Source organism: Chloroflexota bacterium, from assembly GCA_016219275.1.
Classification (GTDB): domain Bacteria; phylum Chloroflexota; class Anaerolineae; order UBA4142; family UBA4142; genus JACRBM01.
This window is the reverse complement of record JACRBM010000058.1, coordinates 18,463-42,056: the sequence shown is the minus strand read 5'-3', so window position 1 is coordinate 42,056 and position 23,594 is coordinate 18,463. Positions and strand designations below refer to the sequence as shown.

The following is a 23,594-nucleotide window of genomic DNA, read 5'->3' as shown; positions in this document are numbered from 1 at the left end:
TTCTTGGCGGCTGGGCGAGAGAGGTCTTATTCCCGACGATGTCTAATATACATCTGCGCCATCACGAAATTATCACCGATTACGCAACGCCCTCAACCACTGGAAAATTCTCGGTGCGAAATCGCCCGTGTGCCTCGCGGACATCGCGAAACAACAAAAATCTCCCGGCTGGGCGGTGCCCAGCGGGAGATTGATGCAATCGGCGTAGGGAACGCTCGCCGGAGCGTTCCCAGCGGCGTCTGTCAAACTGCACTAGCATTCTTCGAGCAAACCGTGTTGCATCGCGTACCGCACGATTTGAATCGGCGTGGATAAACCCAGTTTGGCGAAGATGCTGGAGCGATGCCCTTCGACCGTGCGAATGCTGAGGTGCATTTTTTCCGCGATCTCGCGATTCGTATGTCCGCGCGCAACCAGACTCAAGATTTCCGTTTCGCGCGCGGACAGATTGTCCGCTGCGCTTTTCTTGGACGCGTCCGCCGATTCAAGACTGCGCACGACCGTCATCGTCATCGCCGGGTCAATGAACATTTCGCCTTTAACCACCGCGCGGATCGCGTGGATGATCTGCGGTTCGATGGCGGATTTGAGAATATAGCCAGCCGCGCCGCTCTCCATCGCTTGACGCAAATAACTAATGTCCGCGTGGAGCGTCAGGATCAGCACGCGCGCGTGCGGCAGTTTTTGCGTGATCTGTTTCGTGGTCTCGATGCCGTTCAAGCGCGGCATGTTCATATCGAGCAGAACCACATCGGGCGCTAGTTCATCCGCCAAACGCAACGCCGCTTGCCCGTCGGCAGCTTCGCCCACCAGCTGAAAATCCGGTTCCGCGCCGAGCAACACGCGCAATCCCGCGCGCACCACCGCGTGATCGTCAACGATTAGAATTCGCACGGACATAAGGAACCTCCACGCGTAATGTTGTGCCGATACCGGTATCGCTCTCCACCGAGAATCGTCCGCCGAGCATTTCCGCGCGTTCGCGCATGCCGACCAAGCCCAGCCGATTGCTCAACGCCGGACCGTTCGGATCGAAGCCGACCCCATCGTCCCAAATGAGCAGACTCAACCAACCTTCGCGTTGCGTGAACAGAACCTGGGCGCTCTGCGCGTGCGCGTGGCGCGCGACGTTCGTCAGCGCCTCCTGGACGATGCGATACAACGCGGTTTCAACTTCATCGGGCAGACGCACATCCCCCAAACCCATATCGTCGAATTCGACGGGCACCTGGAACTGCTGGACAAAGCCGTCAATGTACTGGCGCAGCGCGGGCACTAGACCGCGGTACTCCAAACTCGTCGGATGCAAATCCACGACGAGTTGATGCAAACCTTCCAACGCGTTGTTCGTCAGTCGTTTGGCGTCCGCCGCGCGCGCCCGAATCGAATCCGGTTCCTGGGCATGTCGCTCGACATAGTGCAAATCTACCATCAACGCGGTCAGAATTTGTCCGATCTCGTCGTGCAGTTCACGCGCGATGCGCGCGCGCTCGATCTCTTGCGCTTCGACCAATCGCTGGGACAGCACGCGGAGGCGATCCGCTTTTTGGCGCGTTTCCGCGAACAAGTGCGCGTTGGAAAGCGCGACCGACGCCTGACCCGTGATCGCTTTCAAGCGTTCGACGTGCGTCGGATTGAAAAAGTGCGGCGTCGCGCTATCCACATTCAAAAACCCGATTGTCTTGCTGAGCGCGCGAATCGGCATCCCGATGTACGAACGAATCCAGGACATCCCCGTCCACGTGACCCAATGCTCGTCGGTGGCGGTGTCGGGGACGAGCTGGGGCTGACCGTTTGCAAACATCTTTTGCAAACTCGGCAGCATTTCCAGATCAAGTAGTCCCTGTTCCAGGTTCGGCTTTGGCAAGTCCGCGTACCCGTGCCACGCCATCACGCGCAGCAGACCGTCCTTTACCAACATCACGTTCGCGCCGTCGCACGGCACGATGCGCTCGACATTGGCGAGCAAACTGGTGAGCACCTGGTCGGCGTCGAGCATGTTGCTGAACGACTCGGCGGTATCGCGCAAGACTTCGGCGAGGACGCGTTGCGCGTGTTCCGCTTCTTCGGCGCGTTTGCGCTTGGTGATGTCCAGCCACGTGCCGACGTATTCGGTGGCATTGTCCTGGGTCACTCCATCCACCCGGTCGAGGAACCAGTGATACGAACCATCCGCGCATTGCCAGCGATATTCGACCGACCGGGACACAAAAGCCAGGTCGCGCAATTGTTCCATAACCTGGGCTTGATCGTCCGGGTGGATCCGCGCGAACCAAAACCGGGGATCGTCCACGAAACGGTTGGGAGGAAAGCCGGTGATCTGTTTCGCGTTCGGGCTGATCCAGGTCATCGTAGACACGCCGTCGTTCATGCGGAACGCGTAGAGAATCACCGGCACCGTATTCAAGATGACGGCTTGCCGGCTCTCGCTTTCCCGGAGCACGCGTTCGGCGCGGTGGTGTTCGAGCGCGTTCGCAAAAATCTCCGCGACCACTTGGAGCAAGGTGATGTCTTCGGCGAGCCAGGTTTTTTCCGCGCGCACCGCGTCGAAACCGAGCACGCCGATCAACTTGCCTTGATGGAGCATCGGCACCAGGATGAACGATTGCACGCCGCGCTGACGCAAGAGGTCGCCCGCTTCGCCGGGCAGGTCTGACATATCCGCCACGCGCGGAACGTGTATTTTCGCGTCCTGCCGCATCGCTTGCAGACAGAGCGCGACCAGTTCGGGCGAGACGCGCAACGCGTCCACGGCGTGCGCTTCGATTCCCTCCGCGCACCATTCGTAGGACTCGGCAAACACGGTGCCCGTATCGGACAATAACGAGACGTGCGCGCGGTCTACGCCGCTGAACTCGCCGACGAGCCGCAACGCCGCGTGGATTTCGCGCTCGACCTGATCCGTCGCCAAGGTGACAAAGCGATTCGAGATCGCGCTGATGATCTTTTCGATCCGCACCCGATCGCGTAACGACGATTCCATCGCGCGGCGATGCGCGATTTCGTCTTGTAACCGCTGGACGGCTTGCGTCAGCGCGATGGTGCGCTCTTGCACCCGCGCATCCAACTGCTCGTTCGCGCGACGGAGCGTATTTTCCATTTCCCGGCGCTCGGTCACATCGCGCACGATACTGCCGAACATCGGACCGTCTTCCGTATGGATCGGGAACACGGTTTGTTGGACGACACAACGCGTACGATCCGATCGGCGAATTTCGACTTCGACCGTTTTGCTCTGCCAGGGCGAGGGATCCGTCAACCGGGTGCGCTTGCGCGCGCGGGTGCGTTCCGCTAGCTCAGGATCGGCGATCAACTGGGCGGCGACGTCGCCGTAGAACCTGCCGAGAACATTTTCGCGCGTCAATCCAGTGATGCGTTCCATGCTGTGGTTCCACTCGACGACCTCGCCGCGCGCGTCCACCAAACTAATTCCATCCGCCGAGTTCTCGAAGATGCCGCGCAGTTGTTGCTCGCTTTGCCACAGCATACCCTCGGTTCGTTTGGGTCGCGTAATGTCGCGCAGAACCCAGCACAACCTTGGCGTTCCATCGGTCGCGCGCGCGTCGGGCAACGTGGACACATTCGCCGCCGCGTAGAACGACCCGCCCTCGGCAGACCGCAACCGTACCGCCCACGCTTCGTTGGTTTGCCCGGCTTGTAACCGCGCCAAACATGCGTTAAACGTTAGACGTTCGGTCCCCTCCTCCGCGACGAAATCCACCAGCGGTTTACCCGTCAATGCGTCTTGACGCACACCCAGCATCAATGCCGCGGCGCGATTCGTCTCCTGGATGATCCCAGCCAGGTTGGTCAGGACATAGCCGAACGGCGCGGCATCGAACACATCGCGATAGAGCGCGTCGCGCGATGAGACTACCGGAAGCGCCGTGATTCGCTCGCCATTATTTTCTGGCGTGCCCTGTTGCATTAATGCCCTCATCATGAACGGAGTGGATGGCGCGATACGCGGTCACGCGCACGGCGCTTTACCGATCCGGACCTGTCCATTCTTCAAAACAGCCGGGAACCTAATTGGGTTGATGCGTTTGCCAGCCGAATTCTTTCGGGGTTGGGCGCGAATTTCAAAACTCTGTCGCGCTTGGAAGGGTACTACTCCGACGGAGGAATTTATTTCGACGAAACTAAAAAGACACGCGCACAATCGAACTCGGCGCGTGTTTGGAAAACCCAAGTCCTTCGCAGAGTGCTCTACAATTTGATTATATCGTCTCTTTAGCAGGTGTCAATTTTGGATAGGTATTTTTTCCTTAACCATTGGTTGAACCAGTTTCTGTCTGCTTCCGCTTCGCAGGGACATCCGACGCGTGAGGCAAATTGGTAACTTGCTCTGCTCTGTTCCGCGCCTTCACTCTGTCGCCCTGGCAAGTAAATCTTCCACACCCAAGCCATAGATGTGCGGCGGGGTAATGCCCATCAATAATAAATACATTGCCAACTGACTGCGATGATGGATCTCGTGTTCGGTCATTGCCATAAGCCAACGCCAGGCTTTCACCTGCGCGTTGCCCTCCAGCGGCGCGCGCATTTGATCGAGTTCCCCATCGGGCAGCGCGCGCAACGCCTCCATCGCTTCGCCGTGAATATGCTCGAGATACGCGATGAGTTCTTCCACACTTTTCTGCTCGCCGCGATGTCCGTCGTACTTCCACCGGTTCTGCGTCACGACGCCAACAAACATCCTTTCGCCCGCAGCAATGTGACGCAAAATATCCGCGCAGGTGAACTCGCCCGCCTGCGGCGACCAGTCGAGGCGAGCCGCCGGCACAAGCCGCGCGTAGTTGAGCGTGCGTTTACGGATGCTCGCCAAGTACGCGATGAAATCTGAGGTGGACCGAATCATCGTCTGCTTCCTCGCCAGTCTACGCGACTAGACAAAAACGCGCGAAAAAATTGCGCGCTACCTGGTCCCAAACGTTAATGGGGCGACCGCGCAGGCAGTCGCCCCATTCTTCGTGCTTACAGAATTCCCAGTTCCTTCAACTTGGTTTCCGGCACTACGCCGTTGACCCAACCGCGCGCTTTGTAGTACTCGTCGAGCATCAAATCTAGCTCGCACACTTGCCCCTTGGAACCTTTCATCGTCGAAGGTTCTTTGGTAAAGCGCTCGGGGAGTTGGTCGGAACCAGCGCCCAAACCGGCAAGGTTGTTGTAATAGCGTTCGAGATTGTAAACGCGCTCGCCCGCCTTGACCAGATCATCGCCGGTCGTCTCGATGCCGGTGTACGCCGTGTACACCGCGGCATACGACGCCAATGAAATCGCGAACGTGCCGAACTTGCATACGTCGAGACAATCGGTGACGGCGTGCACGTTTTGGAAGATCACCGCCATCTCGCCCTTGCCCTTCCACGCGAGCGGATCGGCGACGGATGCGGGACCCAGCACGTTGCCGACGACTTCCGCCGCGGGTGTGTAACCGCGCAGGTGGCACGCGCCGCGATTGCTCGTCGCGTATCCGATGCCCATGCCCTTGATGCCGCGCGGATCGTACGCCGGAATCGCTTGACCTTTGCACACCATCGCGATTTCCGGATGTCCCCATTGTTCCGCCGCGCGCAGCGTCCCTTCCGCCAACAAATTGCCAATGCCTTGGCGCTGGGCAACCTTGTCAACTGTTTCGACCATCGCGACCCAATCGCCAAATTGGAGAACTTCATCGCCCTGGATGTAACCGTTCTGCGTGGCTTCTTGAAACGCCGAGAGCACGTTGCCCATTTCGATCGTGTCGAAGCCGTAATCGTTGCACTGGTCAATCAACTTGGCGACACTCTCGACGTTGTCGTTGCCGCAATTCGCGCCGAACGCCCATGCCGATTCGTACTCGACGCTTTCCATCCGCAAACCTTTGTACGGTCCGCTCTTGACTTCGACTTCCTTCTTGCACGCGACCGGGCACGCGTGGCACGTTGGATCTTCGACGAGAATGTTCTGCTTGACGTACTCGCCGCTGATCTTTTCGTGTCCGCCAAAGTACGTCGTCTGCGAATTGCGCGTCGGCATCGCGCCGATGGGGTTGGTGAGGTTCATCAAAACGTTCGTGCCGTACACCGACAAGCCGCCTTTGCGCGGCGCGGTCACGACGCGTTCGTCCATGATTTCCGCGAGCATCTTTTTGTGCGCCTCTTGCCACAGCGGTTGATTCTGGGCGCGCGGAATATTCTTTTCCTGCTTGATGACGACCGCTTTCAAGTTCTTGCTGCCGCCGACGCAACCTGTGCCGCCGCGTCCGCTCGCGCGATCATTCTCATTGATCCAGCACGCAAAGCGCGAGAGTTTTTCGCCGCCCTGCCCGATCGCGATAACGGACAAATCTTTCTCACCGTACTTGTTCTGGAAGAACTTGACTGTATCGTGCACACCCTTGCCCCAGACTGGCGCGGCGTCAAGGACCTCGACTTGACCGTCGTGGATGTACGCGTACACAGGTTTGCTCGCTTTGCCTTTGAAGACTAAGCCGTCCAAGCCCGCCCAGCGCAGACGCGCGGCAGACCAACCGCCGTGATGGCTATCGGTTACCGTGCCGGTGAGTGGGGATTTGGTGACGACCGCGAGACGACCGCTCATGTTGGCTTCGGTGCCGGTGAGGGGACCATTCAAAAAGCAGAGGATGTTGTCGGGGCTGAGAGGGTCCACCTGGGGACCATTCTCTAACACGTACTTGACACCCAAGCCACGTGCGCCGACGTACTTGCGTGCCCATTCTTCCGGAATGGGTTTGAACTCGACCTTGCCTGCCGTCAAGTCCACGTGCGCGATCCGATTTGCAAAACCACCTACCGCCATTTTTCCTCCTTTGGAAATAAATGGATGATGTCGCGCAACCATCGCCTGCGTCACGATGTGAGGGGAAGCGGAATGGGATGCGGAAGCAAGACAGGTCGCGCGATCACCATTCTCTTGCAACATATTAACGCGCCTTGTCGAGATTGTCAATTCCATAACCAACCTTGCGAAGGTTTACGCTCCGCGCCTTCGCAAGGTTTTTCACTTGAACGCGCGCGCGTAAATCACCGACACCGGCAAATGCAATCCGTCAGCGCGATACAGCGGTCGTAGTTTTGCGAGATACTCGTCGCGAAAACGCACGCGCGTTGCGTCGTCCAATTGCTCGAGCGCGGCGCGCGTTCCAAGCGTGAATTGAAACTGCCACCAATCTTCTTCGGTCGCGTAAACGAATTCGTGCGTCTCGCTTGCCATTTCGACGCGCGTCCAGCCCGCCTCGGTCAACAACCCGCGCACGATCTCCGAATTGTAGACGACGCATTGCGGCATTCGCATCGCGACGCCATACGCCTGAATCTGTTCGGCGAGAATGCTCCACGCGGGACGAAACGGCGCGGGCGAGTCGCCGAACAACGAAACGCCCAAGCATCCGCGGGACCTGCACACGCGAATCATTTCGCGCAAAGCCACATCCATCGCGGGAAAGAAAAAAAGCGCGAACGCGCAGGTGACCGCGTCGAACGACGCGTCCGCAAATTCGAGTTGCTCGGCATCCATCTTTCGCAGTTCGACGTTGTGTCGCGCGATGTCGCGCGCGGTCGCGTCGAGCATCCCTTGCGCCAAGTCAATCCCGACGACATGCCCGGTCGCGCCGACGCGTTGCGCGGCTGGGACGAGCACCGCGCCGCGTCCCGTCGCAACATCGAGGACTTGCGCGCCGGGCGCGAGCGGCATCAACTCGACGAGCCGCGCGCCGAGTTGTTCGAACACGCGCGGACCGGTGTGATCGTACTGCACCGCCGCGCGATCAAAAATTCCTTCGATGATTTTTTTTGTGGCTACGATAGGGGCGGACATCAAACACTCACTTGAAATCACCCCTCCCTAACCCTCCCCTTGCAAAGGGGAGGGCAGGGTGAGGTCATGCCGTTTCTACTGCAAATCCACCCAGCCGACTTCGACGGGATCGCCGAGTGGATCGAAATCCGGTTGGCGATACATGCCGACGAACAAACGATAGGTGCCGGGCATCGCGTCGGGCGGCAACTCGATCGTGTGTGCGTCGCGCAGAATTTCGCCGACCGCCCACATCGAACTCGGATAAAATTCGCCGCCGACTTGATGATCGTTGCCTTGCGCGATCTTGCCGCCGCGTGAGCCGTCCAATTGCGCGAACGCCGTGTAATTACTCGCGAGTTTCACGCGCGATTGCAAGTACAGCGTGACGCGCAACATGTTCCCCTCGCGCGCGAGATCGTAACCGAGCACACGCACGCGCTCGCCGATCACCGCGTTGCTTGCGACTCGCGGTGTGTGATTTGCCGCGCCGAGAACTTGGACGAGTGAATAATCAAATCTCTGCAAATCGTACTTGATTTCCATTCCCGGCATCGGCTTGATGAAATAGATCGGACGGTTCGCGTCGAGCACGCTGTCGGTCAACTGCGCGATGTTCGCGCGGTCGGGCGTGATTAGCGGAAACAGTCCGAGCACATCGCGCCGCGCGCCTTCTACGTATTGCATGTACCAGAGCGGCATCATTTCATCGCGGTCGTTCGAAATCAAAATCGCGTTCGCCGGAATCGGCGCGGCGACCAGGCGCGTCCATTGTTCGCGCGGTTGCGTTTCGCGGCTTCGGTCGGCGAGCGGCAGGTTGAGCGTGAGTTGGTAGAGGAGGCAGGCGGCGGCGAGAAGGTACGCGAAGTATATTGCGTATTGCGGGATGCGGGATGCGGGATGCGTGACACCTGCATTTGCGTGCGGTGCAAGTGTGCGTGAAATTAAATCTGGGATGACGGCGAGTCCGGCACCGAACCAAATCGTCCACACGAGGTACGCCGGAATGTAATAGTGCGCGATGTCGCCGATGTGATAGAACGACGCGAATAAAATCGTCGCGGCGAACGCGGTCAACGTCAACGCAACAAGCGCCCACGCGCGACGCGCCAACAGCGCGATAAATCCCAGGATGCCCAACGCGACGCCGAGCGCGCCGAACTGATCGAGAAATAATTGCGGCAACGCGGCAAGGCGCACGATGCTCGTCGCATCCCAGCGCAACTCGCCTTGAAACGTGCGACCCAGGAAATAGTTGACGAATCCGCTGAACGAGTTGTCGAACAAGACGAGATCACGTCCAGGCGCAAGCGCAAGCGTCGCGTACGGCGATGCCGGTGCGCGCAGCGGAATGTACAAATAGAGCAAAAAGGGAACCAGGAAATACACTCCAAAGCGTAGCGCCGGTCGGACGAGATTTTTCGTTGGGATGCGGAACTGATCCGCGACAATGGCAAAGAACAACGCGAATGCCGGAATCCACAAGAGCATCGAACGATGGTGCGTGAGCGCGAGTCCGAAGGTGAAACAGAAGAAAGCGAATTTGCGTGCGGAGAGTTTGGCTTGACATTGCAACGCGATGCAAACGAGAATTGTGATGAACAACGCGTTCAGTGCGTACACCTCGACCGCGCTCGCGTCGTACCAAAACGTGCGCGTCACGGCGAACGACGCGGCGGCGATGACCGACGCAACGCGTTGCTTCGTGATCGCGTACATCGCCAGGTAAAGCACGCCAATCGTCAACGCGGCGAGAATCGCGTTGAACAGATTGAGGCGAAACGCGGGATTGCCCAGCGGGACGAGATGTTGGAACGCGCCGCCCAAAATCAAAAAGAGCGGGTAGCCGGTCGGGTGCACAAAACCAAAATTCCACGCGGCAAACTGAAACTCACCGCTGTCCGCGTCCAACACATCCGGCGCAAGCGTGCGAAGATAGAGTACAAACGCGGCGAACGCGAGAGCAAGCGTAATTTGTAATTTGTAATTTGAATTGTGAATTGTGAATTCCGAATTACGAATTACGAATTTCATTTCTTCTCAATCACCATCACGCTCACCGCCGCGGCAAGTGTGCGCGTGTCTGGATTGCGTCCGACGGAAACGAACGACGCACCGTCTTGCGATTGTTCGAGCGCGGAACCGGGCGGCGCGCCTTTCACGCCGATGAGCGCGTGCGTGCGCGTGGGATTCGCGCGAATGTCCACCTGCCCGCCGATCAACTGAAACGCCGCCGCGGCGCGATCACCCAGGTTCGCGGCAACCGCGTCCTGCGACACAACCGCGACGATCTGCCCGTTCGGAATCTGCGCGATGAAATCGGTGAACGCGCGCGAGCCAACGCGGTCGTTGATCGTGTCAAACGCGCGCGCGTCGTCCACCGCGCCGGTGCGCGGATCAAGCACGACGACGTTATAGCCGGTTTTCTGCGGCGCGATTTCTTTGCCATTCACGCGGATGGACGCGCGTTCTTCCGCGCGCGCGACGATCTCGACCGGACTCGTCACGCCGGTCGCGCCTATCGCGAAATTCGGCGGCGTCACGTCGCGCGGTCGCGCGAGATTCGCAAAACGCAAGGCGAGTGTGTTGACGCCGGAATGCAACGCACGCGCGGGAAGTGTGACCGTATAATTCTCCCAGCCCGTTCTCATTCCAAACTTTTGAATCGGCTGATCGTTAATGACGAGTTCCATCGTTTGCGCGGTCGCGAACGGCAATGCGCGCACGGTCAACTGATAATCGCTCACCTCGCGCAAGGGAAACACCACGCGCGCTTGACGCTGAGTTGCCCAATTCGCCGGCTCGCCCGCGAGCACTTCATCGCGATCCCAGCCCTCGGCTTGATAGAGCTGCGCGGCATCCGCGCCAAAGCGAATCTCTTGGCGCGCCGGCAACGCGGCTTGCTTCACGCGATACGCGAGCACACCATCGCGCTCGAAGATTTTTTCGCCGAGCGGCAACACATTCTCGATGTATTCGACGACCGCGCCGCGCGTGTCGCTGTACGGCGGACGCCCCGGAATCGCCGGGTGAATCACCACGTACCGCACGTCGAAGAACGCCATCAATGCCGGCGCAATCGCCTTATCGCGCGCGCGCGTTTCGGGCAACACCTCGCGATAGAATTCGATCTCGGTGAGCGAGTGAAAAATCGGCGCGCGATCAAAGTACTCGAACAAGTACGGCGGATTGCGCTGGATGTTCGCCGGGAAAATAAATTTGCGATGCGCGTTTTGATAGTACTGCACGCGCGCGTCCTCCGCGCCAAGTTGTCCGAACGAGTTGCGCCACCCGAGCGGCAGAGTGAGCACGGCAAAATCGCCCGGCTCGCGCGCGATCTGCGCGTACACTTCCGGCACGCGCGCATCGGTGAGCGGGAGCGGGATAGCGGAGTGCTCGAACAGTAGGACAGTCAACAGTAAACAGCGAACAGCCAACAGACGCCATCGAGTAACCTGAAACTTGGAACTTGAAACTCGTGCAAGAATCCACGCGACGGCGAACGCGACGAGGATCGCAAGCGAGAGCATGACGAGAATGCTAAACCGATTCGGCACGCGATTTTCTTTGATGATCGGAATATAGTGCAACAACAAGAACGGCATCGGGAACGTCACGTCCAACCCGTCGAAATTGAAACGCGATTGACCGGCGATGTTCAACAGCGGACCGAGACTCAGGATCGCAAACGCAAGCGCGCTGATCGCCCACACGCGCAACGTTTTCCAGAAACGCAGCGCCGCGACGAGCGCGAGCGCGAGCGTCGCGTAACCCAGGAACGCGGTGTTTACGTCCACGAATCGCGCGTTGCCCTGCCGCACGTGATCGAGTTCCTGCACCCAGCCGCGATTCAATGGATGCAAACTCGTCGGCGAAAAAAAGCCGAGTAAGTCAACGAGCAATTTTTCCGCGTGCCCCCAGCCGGGCAAGGCGTACGTACTGTTCACGATTTCGTTGATCGTCGGAACAAGCAAGGGCGCGAACAACACCGTCGCCGTCGCGCCGAGCACGGCGAGCCGCGCGAGCGTGGCGCGTTGCCACGCGGCGCGCCCCGCGACCAACAGATACAGCAACGTGAACAAGAGCATCAACACGCCGGTCGTCGTCTCGACGTACAGCGCGAACGCGGCGAACAGTCCGGCAAGCCACGCATTTTTCCAACGCGGCTCGCGCACCGTCTTGATGAGAAACAAAATGTAGAACGGAATCCACTCGGTCGCGACGACATTGTAATGTCCCAGCGACGCGTAGACAAAACGATTCGAGGAGAACGCAAAGAGCGCGCCGGCGATGAACGCGGCGTAGTGCGAAATTGGTAATTGGTAATTCGTAATTCGTGTCGTGCGAAGCAAATAGCGTGAGAGCAAAAACATTCCATAGCCGCCGACGACGAACGAGAACAACAATTCCGCGTTGCTCGCCGGAATCAAGCCGAACGCGAATTGAATTGGCAAGCCGACTAGAACGTGCAACAGCGTGAACGCATAGAGCACGAGCGACGCGCCAATCGGATAGAGAATGAAATTCGTTTCGAATGGATTCTGCGCGCGATCGAAAACCGCGTGCTTGAACCACCAGTTGTTCCACACGTAACCGTACTCGTCCATAGACCAAGTCGTCGTGCCGGGCACGTGATCGCCAAACTGCGTGACGAGTGGGTACGTCATCACGAGTGCAAGCGCGAGATAACACACAAGGACAAGTGCGTGTTGCGTATTGCGTGTTGCGTATTGCGTGTTGCGTGATGTGTGATTCATTTTGCGGAAAGGAGAGGCGATTGCCATTTGGATTTGCCGCGTGTCATTTCGAGTGAAAACTGGGTTGCGTTGTCGAGCGATTCAAACTCGTACCATTCGGCAATCACGTCGCCGATTTGCCATTCGAGCGGCGGATAGCCGAAACGCTGATTCTTTTGCGCGAGAGTTTTGCCGTTCGTGTCGGCGAGCGTGAGCGTTGTTTGAATGTCATCGCGATTATCCGGCAGCGCGGTGACTTGCCAGTACAACACGATGCCGGCCGGCTCGTCGTCGAACCGTGCGACGCCCGTCAGTTTCAAAAACGGATTGAACGCGATGTCGAGCGCGCGCGGCGGCGATCCGAAATTTCCATAGCGATACGCCGCAAGGTATGTACCTTCACTCACCGACTCGACCTGGGACGCGACGCGCGTGAGCCAATCGAACGGCGGTTTGTTTTCGCGCACGATCACGTAGAGCGCGTTCGCATCGTGCGCGCGCGTGACGAGCAACGTGCGCGCGTCGAATTCGCGGATGCGCGTCGCACGCTGCAAATAGTTCGACGTGGAGATGTGCCTGCCGAGAAGCATGTAAGTCGGGTGGCGATACGTTTCCGCCGAAATGTAAATCGGTTGATCGGTGGGCGCGCGCAAAACGAATTGCGCCAACTCGGCATAGTCCGCGTCGAACCTGAGCGGCACGGGTTCCGCGTTCGCCCACGCGACAAAATAATCGTACGCCGTCCACGCCGCACTGCCGACGAACGAGATCGCGATGAGCGCGAACACGATGACGATGGCGAACGGTTGCGGCGACACCGGTTCCATCCGATTGAAACGCGCTTGATTCTTGGTCTGAATCGCGCCAAGCAACGATCGGTCGAGCGCGCGTTCCCACAGCCAATCCATCGCGAGCGCGGGAATAATGAACACGCCGGGCGCGACACCCAGGACGCGCACGCCTTTCGGAATCATATCGTCGGTGAGAAACGCGGGCGCGAGCATCACCACGAACCACAAGAGCAAAAAACGATACTGGGATTGCCGCGCGCGCGCAACCGCGAGGACAAGTCCCGCGAGAAACCAGGGTGCGAGGAGCAAATCGAAAACCGGTTTGCCGGGCAAATTATAGTGCCAGCTCTGATAGCCCGCGCCGGGAATGACGAATTGCGCGAGGTTACCGACGACACTCGTCGCCAACGCGAGCACAGGCGCACCTTGATCGAAAACCGACGTGCTGTCGAAGCGTCGCACGAATTGCGCCGGATTCTGCGCGAAATAGATCGCGAGCGGAAGCATAACGACGAGCGCCGCGATTCCCGCGACGAAGATACCGATGACCGACCGCCGACCGCCGACTGCTGACCGGGTGTAATCGTCTGTCGCCGGTGGTCGGCGGTTGGCGGACACACGCGCAATGATGAACTCGACCGCGACGAAGAGCGCGACGAACACGCCGACGAATCGCCCGGGCGAGTACGTGTATACCGCGAGACCCAGGATCGCGCCAGACGCGGCGAACGGCTTCCAGTCGCGCGTGCGAAACGCGCGCCACAACAGCCAGTAGCCCAGCGCCTCGACGAGCGGCAAGAGCGTGTCGCGATGCGCGTTGCGCGTCATCTCGATGTGCCAGAACGAAATCGCGACGAGCGCGGTCGCAAGCCATGCCAGCCGCGTTGCGCGCTCGCGCGAGAAAATCGCGCTCGCCCACTCGCGGGTGAATAAGAACGCGGCAGGCAGCGTAAGCAATCCGGCGATCAGCGCGGGCAAGCGCGTTGCGAGTGCGGTGACGCCAAAGAGCTGGTAGGAGAGCGCGGTGAGGTACACGTAGATCGGCTCGCGCCCCAGGTGCGCGTGAAACCAGATGAAGAAATTGCCCGCCATCACGTCGAGCGCGTCGAGTCCTTCCACCGCTTCGTCGCCGAACAAGCCGGGCGGAATCCGATCTATCGCGTACACGCGCGAAAAAATCGCGAAGGACGCGATGAGCAGAAAAGGTATCCAATTGCGAAAGCGCAACATCTTGATCAAACTAAACTCGCAAGCTCACGAAATTTGTACCGCCGAGACGCGGAGCACGCTGAACACAGAGTTTTCCAATCTGCGTTTTCTCTGCGCTCTCTGCGCACTCTACGCTTCTGCGGTAATATTCTCGAATCATCGGTCACGGTGCTGCACTATAAAAAAACTCAACGTGATATGCTGATGTGTCCCAGGTCAATCGCTCGTCCGACCGGTTGAAAACCATTCTCCTGCGCGAGGTACATTCCCGCCGCGAGCCGATACTCGCCCGGCGCGATGCCGTCCAGCGCAATGTTATGCCGGTCGGCGATGATTTCGCCGGCAAGCCAACGCGTCGTCGGCGTGAGACCCTGGTTTGGTACGCCGTCGTGTTGCGCGATCACCGCCCCGCTTGCGTCGAGCAGATGAACGAAACTGGTGTAATCGTGATTCATCTCGTTCAGCGCGAACCAATGGAGCGTGACGGTTAGCGTGTCGCGCGCGCGTTCGCGCGTGTATCCGACGAGCATCGCCTGGTTATCGAGATTCGCGGCAACCGCAACCGGCGCTTGACGGGGCGCATCGTCGCGCGAATGCCATGCCCACACCGCGCCGAGCGAAACGATGCACACGAGCAGCGCGAGCGCGACGCGTCGTCGCGTAATCAGCAACCAGGTCAAGCCCGCGCCAAGCGCGATCAATGTTACGCCGCTCGCCACATCGCGCAGAAGCGTGTTCTCGAAACGAAATGTGACCGCGTGATCGCCCGGCGGCACATTGATCGTGGCTATGCCGAGTCCACCGCGTGGAAAAGTCGGCGCGGGCATGTCGTCAATATACGCCTGCCAGCGTGGAAAGTAAAATGCGGCAAGCGACAACTCGAACGGTTCGGATGTCGCAATGCGGAAGGCGTGCGTCTGCGAATCGTCTTGTGTAACCACAATCGTTGGCAACGTGCGCCACTCGCGCGTGGCAACGTTCGATTTTGCCATCGGCGTGTAAACATTTTCGATGTCGCTCACCGTGCTCGGCACAAACTCGCGCGTCCAGCCCCAGCCCATCTGCGCGATGACGTAATCCGAATCGTTGGCGCGCGTCAAATCCACTTGTGCGTCGGTCAGTGGAAATGCGCGCACCGGCAAATTCGCGAGACTCAACGCGACGAGCGCGAGAATCGCAAAGGGGTACGCGACGCGCGCGATGCGAAATCGCGCGAGCCAGTTCGCCCACACGCCAATCAGGAACGCGATGCTAATCCCAGCAAGAATCTGAAATCGCCACGGGAATTGCATAAAGCGCAACGCGGGAATGGCATACCACAGCGGCGCGGAAAAATCAAGCGTCATCGCGAGGGAGGCGAGGAGGAGGAGGAGGAAAAAAATGTGATGCGAATTGCGGATAGCGGATGGCGAATGGCGGATGGCGATCAACAAGAGAAGCGAAAGCAAGGCAAGAATGGTTTGCGGAAAACCGGCGCTGTGTTTGAGCACCTCGGTTTGCGGTACGTACTCGTACGCGAGCGATGGCGCGAAAAAATCCGCGAGCGTAACGAGGCGGCTGACGAGAAAACGCGGGAGTGACCCAGGTCCGACGAGCACGAGATTCAACTCAGCGAGCGCGGGGAGCCAGTAGAACGCACTGAGCGCGAGACCGGCGAGAATCGCGACAAGCGCGGTCAGTGGTCGGCGGTCGGTGGTCGTTCGTCGCGCGAAGAGAAACAACCAGCCCAGGTATGCGAGCAACAGCGCGGCGAACTGCATCGCGGTCAAGTGATGCGCGAGCACAATGGCGGCAAACGCGAGCGCGGCTAGGATCGCGTCGCGCATCGCGCCGGACTGGAACACGCGGCGGAACGCGTAGAGCGCGAGCGGGATGAGCGACAGCGCGAGCAGTTCCGGAAAATTGCCGCGCACGTACGCATCCGAGAGCACATAGGGCAAGTACGCAAACGCGATTGCGGCGATGAATGCGGGCGCGTCGCCCAGCAGATCGCGCGCGAACAAGAACATGGAGAAAGCAGCGAGGAAAAAACAGAGCACGATCAGCAATTTGATCGCACCGATGTAACCTGCGCCCAGCAAGTGAAACAATTCTGCGAGATAGTACGCCAATGGCGGATAGTAATTGAACACGGGCAAGCCATAGCCATAACCCGAAAGTGGAAACCAACGCGGAAACAAAATGCTCTGGTGAAGTGCGCGGTCAAGTTCGAACAACCGATAGAGGTGAATCATTCCATCGGACGATTGAAAGTAACCGTCTTGCAAAAGAAACCACGCGGCGGGAAGCGGGACGAACGCGAGGAACGCGAACCACACGCGGCGCGTCATCGGACGACGACCTGGGTCAATCCAAGACTGTCGGCGACGTTCGTTATACCTATTGGCAACCGCGCGCCGGTCGCGGGAAGATACATGCCAATCGCAATCGTGTAATTGCCTGGCGCAAGGTCCGCCGGAATTTTGAGCGTGTGCCGGTCGCGGAGTGGCTCGCCCGTGCGCCAACGATTCGTCGGATACAAGCCGCTCAGCGGCGGCGCGTCCGCGTCCGCGACTACGCGTCCGTTCGCGTCGACAAGATGGACGAACACGGTGTACGCTTCGTTTGGCTCGCGAACCGCGCGCCAGTACAGATCGAGCGCGAGCGATTGTCCGCGCGCGAGGTCGAGCGTGTTCGAGTTTGTCGCGGGCGCGCTGCTCCAACCCAGGAATGCAATCGCCGGACCCACGCGCATGATATTCGCGTGGGATATGTTCGCCGTGGTGAAATCGCCAACGCGAATTTCGCCGAGCGCGACGCGCGACTCGCGGTTGTAATCCGGCTTGCGCGTGTCGAGATCGTACACGTACCAATACAAATCGAGATTGTACAAACCGGCGGGCGCGTCCGCCGGCAAATTCACCGTGAACGCGTCGCGATAATAATCGCCGGCTTGCCAGCGATACGTCGGAAAATAGAACGACGCGGGAAAACCAGGGTAATCGCTCCAGGGTTTGCCGGTGAGATCATTCACGCCCAATAGCGACGAGTACATCGGATACATCCGTGCATTCGCGCGATAGTAAACCAGGACGCGCGTCGGCTTGCCCGGCTGTGGCGGATCGGGATCGAGATCGTAACCCAGGATGTCCACTTCGGGAACGATGCGCGCGTCGTGCAACGCGTAACGCGGTTGCGGCGCGTTCAACAGCGGCAGCGGCACGGCTTGGACGGAACGCGGTCCGGGCGTGGAGCGCAGTTCGGGATTGAACTCGACAAAATAAAACGGACGATTCAACTCGCGCGCGCGCTTCATGAGGCGCTCGAACTGGGGCCAGATGGGGCTGATGTTGACGACGAGCAAATCGGGACGCTGGTTTTCGACAAACTGATAATAGCGCATCGGCTCGGACACTTCCCAGGGCGCGATGACGACTGCGTTCGGCGCGAGGTTGTCGCGCAACACGGCTTGCGCGTTGTCGCGCGCGAGATAGTACTGACTCTGGTCCATTTCGGAGAAATGCAGAACGAGAACCGTCAACGGCACGAGCGATAGCGCGAGCGCGGGCGCGCGCGTGAAATGTTTGATCGGCACGCGCGCGGCGAACCGGATTATCGCATCCGCGCCAAAACCAATCCACAATGCCACCACTAGATACGCGAGCGAAAAATAGTAAACCGTGGATGTTCCACGCAAATATATCGCGATGAAACCAACGCCCGCACCGGCAACGAGCAGAAACAGAAATTCGCGGCGATTCCGTTTGAACGATTGCCATGCACCGAGCGCGGCGATCACAATGCCGACAAGCGTGAACTGATCGAGCAACAACGTCGTCGCGAGATTGAGCCGGTCGGCTTCGTCGAGCGGCGACTTGAAGCCAAGTTTGTTGCGATTGTCGAAACCGGTGACGAGGTTGAAAAATCCGTACAGCGTGTTGTTATAGTACGCGCTCACGGTACCCTTGACCATCGCGTCTTCGCGCGGGTACAAATCCCAGTTCACCGGGCTTTGTTGCGCGATCAACTGATTCGCGCGAATCGGAATGTACGCGTACAAGATGAGCGGCAACAGAACGAGCAACGCGCCACGTCCAAACATCGCGCGCGTGACGCGCGCGCGATTGAACCACACTATCAGCGCGAGCGCGGGCGCAAGAAACACAAAGACGCGATGGTGTGTCAAGCCGAATCCGCACGTTAGTGCAAGCGCGTAAAAATCGCGCGGCGCGCCGTCTTGATACCACCGCAACGCACAGAACAGCGCGAGCGCGCCGATCAGCAAATGCAACGCGTACACTTCGGCTTGCGCCGCCGCGCCCCACAGCGAAGGCGTGACGATCAACGCGAACGCGGCAAGCAATGCCGGGACGCGTTGACGAATCAGCCGGCGCGCGATCGCGTAGACGACGGGGGGAACGAGCGCGGCGGCGACAACCGAAAACAGGTTGACGCGATACGCGACGTCGCCAACCGGGAGCCAAGTGAAAAGTTTAGCGAGGAGAATATACAGCGGATAGCCGGTTGAATGCGGCACGCCCAGGTAGTACGCCATGTGCTGGTATTCGCCGCTATCGCCATCCAGCACGGTCGGCGACATCGTGCGAAAATACAACGCAAAGGCGCTTGCCGCCAATAGTGCGTAGACCCAGCGGTCACGATAGCCCATGAGTACTCTTGTTCGATTGACGAACGCTTTCACAAAGAGTATTATAAACACGACAAACTTTTTTTCCAAATCGTGTCTGGGGCGGTGCGGTCAGCGAAGACTGACCGGCTCGGGAGGAACGCGTATGGATCGGGGGGGAATAGAATGCGGACAAGGATTAGTTGAGTACGCCTTGATTTTATTGCTCGTCATTATTGTGCTGGTCATTCTGGTCACGGTCTTTGGTGGGCAAGTAGGTAATTTATTCAGTCAGGTCACGAGCGCCTGGCCCAACTAAGCTTACTTGCGCGCGATGAGCGCAAGCGTGTGGAACGTCCACGCGAAACCGCTCGCCGCTTGAAAACGTTCAAGCGCCACGCGCGCCGCGTCGAGATAACGCGTCCGCACGTCCGCCGGCAAAGCCGCGATCTCCGCGTGCAATAACGGCGAAGCATCCGCAAACTCCAGAAACGCCTCGCGATCAGCCACGCGCGCCGGATAGTGTTCCTGGCGCGCGTCTACATTTTCAAACCCCGCCAATTCAACCGCGCGCGTGATTTGATCTACCGCCCCAAACGTTTGACGAAACAAATACGCGCGCGTGGATTGCGCGCGCAAGTGCGCCAACACGTCCGTTTCTTCTTTCGCACGATACGGCGTCAGCACGTCGTACATCGTCTTGTGCGGCGCAGACGAATCCATCGCCCAGATTTGCAGCGCGAGGATGCCGTCCGGCTTGAGCACGCGATAGAATTCGGCGAGACTGCGCGCGGGATCGGTGTAATGCAACGCGAATTGTGACAACACCGCGTCGCACGACGCCTCCGGCAGATCGAGCGCATTGAGATCGCCAATCCGAAACTCACACTGCGAAAAACCGAACTGCGCGGCGTGTACGCGCGCGAACGCGAGCATCTGCTCCGACGCGTCCACGCCGATGATTCTGCCGGTCTTGCCGACGCGCGGCGCGGCGAGCAACGCGACCAACCCCGTTCCGGCGCCGGCATCAAGCGCGACCCAACCGGGGCGCAAGTCAATCAACTGCACCAATCGTTTCGCCATCGGGCGATAGACCGGCGCGACGACGCGTTCATAGCGCGCGGACAATTCGTCGTACATGCCGGCAATCGCGCGTTGAATCATTTGCGGGTCAACGGACATGCTCTGCCCTCTATTTCCCGATACTCAACCCATCCACGAATTTTTCCGCGGTCGCGCGATCTAACTGATCGCCTTTGGCGCTAAAGAGCACCGCGTAGTAAAAACCGCCGGACACGACGACGACGCGCAACACGCCGCGCACGCGCCCACCCAGGTCGGCGCTCGTGTACTCAATGTCCGCGAGCGCGCTGCCGTCGGACGCGGCGCGTTGCGAAAGCACGCGCACATCCGGCGCTTGCGCGCGAAACCGATCGGTGAGAAACACATTGAGCGCTTGCTCCGCAGTCTGCGAACCTGCCGCGCCAAACGACACGCTTTGTTGCGCCGAGCGATCGGGCGCAGTGAACGTGACCATCGCTTTGGCTTGCTCTTGATCGTTCACCGTCCAACCGCGCGGATATTGCACCGAAAAGAACGCGACCTTGCTCGCATAAATTTGATACTCGACGATGGGCGTGCGCGTGGGGAGCGCGGTAGGTGTGGTCGCAACGATTGCCACACGCGTCGGCGTGGATATCGCTACCGCGCGCGCGGTCGGCGTCGCCGCGACGAAAATAGCGTTCCACGCAAAAAATCCTCCCCCGATCACCAGCACTGCCAGGAATGCCAACACGCATCCCGCGCCGCCGGCAAGAATCAAGATTCGCTTGCGATCAAATGTCGTACTCGACATCATACTCCTCAAAAAAACGTGGCACAAATTTCCAATTTGCGATTGGAAGTTGGAAACTTGTACTACGTTTCCGCAGTTTCACACGCGCGCAGATGTTGCGCGACGAGACTGTGAATCTCCGTGTCGCGCGGCGACGAGACGTCGAACCAATGAATGCGTTCATCGTCGAGGCGAAACCAACTGTACTGATGATGCACGAACCGCCGCGTATCGCGTTTGAGTAAGCGCACGGCTTCCGCGAGCGGCGCCGCGCCATTGATGTACAGCGCGATCTGCCGATAACCCAGACCGCTCATCGCCGGCAAGTCCACCGAGTATCCCTGCGCGATCAACCCGCGCACTTCTTCGACCAGCCCCGCGTTCAACATCGCGTCCACGCGCGCGTTGATGCGTTCGTACAATTGCTCGCGCGGCATCGTCAAGCCGATGCGCAGCACGCGATAATCCGGCGCGGCGCGCGATTGCAACGCGCTGACCGGTTTGCCCCCCGCTTCGCACACTTCAATCGCGCGAATCACGCGCCGTTTGTTGCGCGGATCAATCCGTTCCGCCGCCAACGCATCAAGTTGTTGTAGCCGCGCGTACAACGCGTGCGCGTCCGTTTGTTCCAGTTCGGCGCGGCGCGCGTGATTCGGCGCGACGCGTGGAATCGTCAACCCTTCGAGCACCGCGCGCACGTACAACCCGCTGCCACCAACGAAGAGCGGCACGTTGCCGCGCGCGTGAATCGCGGCAATCGTCTCGTACGCGCGATGTTGGTACTCGGCGAGCGAAAACGCTTCGTCCGGATTGACCACATCAATCAAGTGGTGCGGCACGCCGCCGCGCTCGGCGTGCATTGGCTTGGCGGTGCCGATGTCCATCCGACGATACACTTGGCGCGAATCAGCGGAAACGATTTCGCCGCGCCATTCACGCGCAAGGTTCACCGCCAACGCGGTTTTGCCCACCGCCGTCGGACCCAGGATGGCAATGAGAGGTGTCGAGCGTGCCATCGAGGTCATTCCTCGACCGCGCCTTGAATCAGATTCATCCGCGCGATGCGCCCGACGCGATCCAACTCGATCGCGACGAGATCAATCCGCCACGCGCAGTCGGCGTGCTCGACGTGACTCGCGAGAAATGCTTGCGCGGTCGCGAGCAAGTGCGCGCGTTTGCGCGGCGTCAGCGATTCTTCCGGCGCGCCCATCGCGTCGCCGCGGCGCGTACGGACTTCGACGAACGCGAGTCCGCCGGCGTCCTGCGCGATGAGGTCAATCTCGCCGGCGCGCGTACGATAGTTGCGCGCGAGAATCGCGTAACCGCGCTGTTCGAGAAACCGCGCGGCGAGGCGTTCGCCGGCATCACCCAGATTTTTTCGCGCGCGTGTGGTCGTTGGGTTCATCCTCGTTGCATCCGCGTGTCATTTGTAGTATACTAGTGCCGCACATTTTCACGGAGGTCCATCAATGAAGGTCTCGTGCTTGCAAGAAAATCTTGCCAAAGGTCTTTCGGTCGTCAGTCGCGCCGTCGCGTCGCGTTCGACGCTGCCCGTGCTCGGCAACGTGTTGCTCGCGACCGATCAGGGACGGCTAAAAATCGCGGCGACGAATTTGGAACTGGCGGTATCCTGCTGGATCGGCGCAAAGGTCGAAGAAGATGGCGCGACCACGGTGCCTGCGCGCACGCTGATTGATTTCGTCAATTCGCTCCCGGGCGAACGGGTGGATATGTCGCTCAACGTGCGGACGCAAACGTTACATATCAAGTGCGCGCGCTACGATGCGAACATCAAGGGCATTGACGCCGCCGAGTTCCCCATCATCCCCACCATTGGCGATGGCAAAAAGATCGAACTCGAACCCGACACGCTGCGCGAAATGATCGAGCAGGTCACGTTCGCCGCCGCCACCGACGAATCGCGCCCGGTGTTGACCGGCGTCCTCACCAAATTTGAAAACGATCGCGCGACCTTCGCCGCGGCAGATGGCTTTCGTTTATCGGTGCGCTCCGCCGCGTTGAGCAAACCGGTCGAACAGCCCGTCAGCGTGATCGTCCCGGCAAAAGCTCTGCAAGAAGTGGGACGCGTCAGCGGCGATCAAGACGAACCGATCGTCATCGCAGTGACGGAAAATCAATCGCAGGCGCTCTTTCATCTCACGAACATCGAGATCGTGTCGCAACTCGTCGAAGGAGTCTTTCCCGATTTCACGCGGATCATTCCCGACAAATCCACGACACGCACTACGGTCTCGACGGCGGAATGGCAAAGCGCGGTCAAAGCATCGTCGGTGTTCGCGCGCGAGGCGATGAATACGATCCGCTTGCAAATCGCGTCGGGCACCGACGGGGGCGTCGGCAAAATGACCATCACCGCGACGAGCGCGGAATCCGGCGACAACCTCGGCGAGATTGACGCGCAAGTGGACGGCGACGCGGTCGAGATCGCGTTCAACGCGCGCTATTTGAGCGATGTGCTGGGCGTGCTGCATTCGGCGCAAGTCGCGTTAGAAACGGCTGGCTCATCCAGTCCTGGCGTCATCCGCGCCGTCGGACGCGATGACTTTACGCATGTTATCATGCCGATGCACATCAACAAGTGAGCGAGGGTAGGGACG

General features: G+C 59.4%; 15 protein-coding genes. 1 reads left to right on the top strand and 14 read right to left on the bottom strand.

The window, feature by feature from the left end; genetic code table 11:
- Window positions 1-252: 252 nt before the first annotated feature.
- From HY868_15860 to HY868_15795, 14 genes are all read right to left on the bottom strand, one after another.
- Window positions 253-900 (bottom strand): response regulator transcription factor, encoded by a 648-nt coding sequence (locus HY868_15860; GenBank protein ID MBI5303611.1) that lies wholly within the window; start codon window positions 898-900, stop codon window positions 253-255.
- Window positions 875-3,928: a PAS domain S-box protein gene (locus HY868_15855; GenBank protein ID MBI5303610.1), complete on the bottom strand. Its 3,054-nt coding sequence runs from the start codon at window positions 3,926-3,928 to the stop codon at window positions 875-877. The genes HY868_15860 and HY868_15855 overlap by 26 nt, the downstream gene beginning before the upstream one ends.
- A gap of 438 nt (window positions 3,929-4,366) precedes the next feature.
- Entirely contained in the window at window positions 4,367-4,861 is a 495-nt protein-coding gene (locus HY868_15850; protein MBI5303609.1) for a DinB family protein, read from the bottom strand.
- A 116-nt stretch (window positions 4,862-4,977) separates the two neighbouring features.
- The gene (locus tag HY868_15845) at window positions 4,978-6,804 is read right to left on the bottom strand and encodes an aldehyde ferredoxin oxidoreductase family protein (GenBank protein ID MBI5303608.1); all 1,827 of its coding nucleotides are present in this window, start codon (window positions 6,802-6,804) and stop codon (window positions 4,978-4,980) included.
- 201 nt (window positions 6,805-7,005) lie between these two features.
- On the bottom strand, window positions 7,006-7,821 hold the full coding sequence (locus HY868_15840; protein MBI5303607.1) for a methyltransferase domain-containing protein: 816 nt from the start codon (window positions 7,819-7,821) through the stop codon (window positions 7,006-7,008).
- 75 nt (window positions 7,822-7,896) lie between these two features.
- Window positions 7,897-9,834: a DUF2723 domain-containing protein gene (locus HY868_15835; protein ID MBI5303606.1), complete on the bottom strand. Its 1,938-nt coding sequence runs from the start codon at window positions 9,832-9,834 to the stop codon at window positions 7,897-7,899.
- Window positions 9,831-12,584, bottom strand: a complete 2,754-nt coding sequence (locus HY868_15830) for a hypothetical protein (protein ID MBI5303605.1) — start codon at window positions 12,582-12,584, stop codon at window positions 9,831-9,833. Before HY868_15830 ends, HY868_15835 begins: the two co-directional genes overlap by 4 nt.
- Window positions 12,554-14,566 (bottom strand): glycosyltransferase family 39 protein, encoded by a 2,013-nt coding sequence (locus tag HY868_15825; GenBank protein ID MBI5303604.1) that lies wholly within the window; start codon window positions 14,564-14,566, stop codon window positions 12,554-12,556. Before HY868_15825 ends, HY868_15830 begins: the two co-directional genes overlap by 31 nt.
- Window positions 14,567-14,724: 158 nt before the next feature.
- Window positions 14,725-16,866: a glycosyltransferase family 39 protein gene (locus HY868_15820; protein MBI5303603.1), complete on the bottom strand. Its 2,142-nt coding sequence runs from the start codon at window positions 16,864-16,866 to the stop codon at window positions 14,725-14,727.
- On the bottom strand, window positions 16,863-19,184 hold the full coding sequence (locus HY868_15815; protein ID MBI5303602.1) for a DUF2723 domain-containing protein: 2,322 nt from the start codon (window positions 19,182-19,184) through the stop codon (window positions 16,863-16,865). Before HY868_15815 ends, HY868_15820 begins: the two co-directional genes overlap by 4 nt.
- 279 nt (window positions 19,185-19,463) lie before the next feature.
- Window positions 19,464-20,324 (bottom strand): methyltransferase domain-containing protein, encoded by an 861-nt coding sequence (locus HY868_15810; protein ID MBI5303601.1) that lies wholly within the window; start codon window positions 20,322-20,324, stop codon window positions 19,464-19,466.
- A gap of 10 nt (window positions 20,325-20,334) precedes the next feature.
- Window positions 20,335-20,997 (bottom strand): hypothetical protein, encoded by a 663-nt coding sequence (locus HY868_15805; GenBank protein ID MBI5303600.1) that lies wholly within the window; start codon window positions 20,995-20,997, stop codon window positions 20,335-20,337.
- 62 nt (window positions 20,998-21,059) lie between these two features.
- Window positions 21,060-21,992 (bottom strand): tRNA (adenosine(37)-N6)-dimethylallyltransferase MiaA, encoded by a 933-nt coding sequence (gene miaA / locus HY868_15800; protein MBI5303599.1) that lies wholly within the window; start codon window positions 21,990-21,992, stop codon window positions 21,060-21,062.
- A gap of 5 nt (window positions 21,993-21,997) precedes the next feature.
- Complete coding sequence (locus tag HY868_15795) at window positions 21,998-22,381, bottom strand: YraN family protein (protein MBI5303598.1); 384 nt, start codon at window positions 22,379-22,381, stop codon at window positions 21,998-22,000.
- A gap of 64 nt (window positions 22,382-22,445) precedes the next feature.
- Between HY868_15795 and dnaN the strand changes: the two genes are divergently transcribed.
- Window positions 22,446-23,579: a DNA polymerase III subunit beta gene (dnaN, locus tag HY868_15790; protein ID MBI5303597.1), complete on the top strand. Its 1,134-nt coding sequence runs from the start codon at window positions 22,446-22,448 to the stop codon at window positions 23,577-23,579.
- Window positions 23,580-23,594 lie beyond the last annotated feature (15 nt).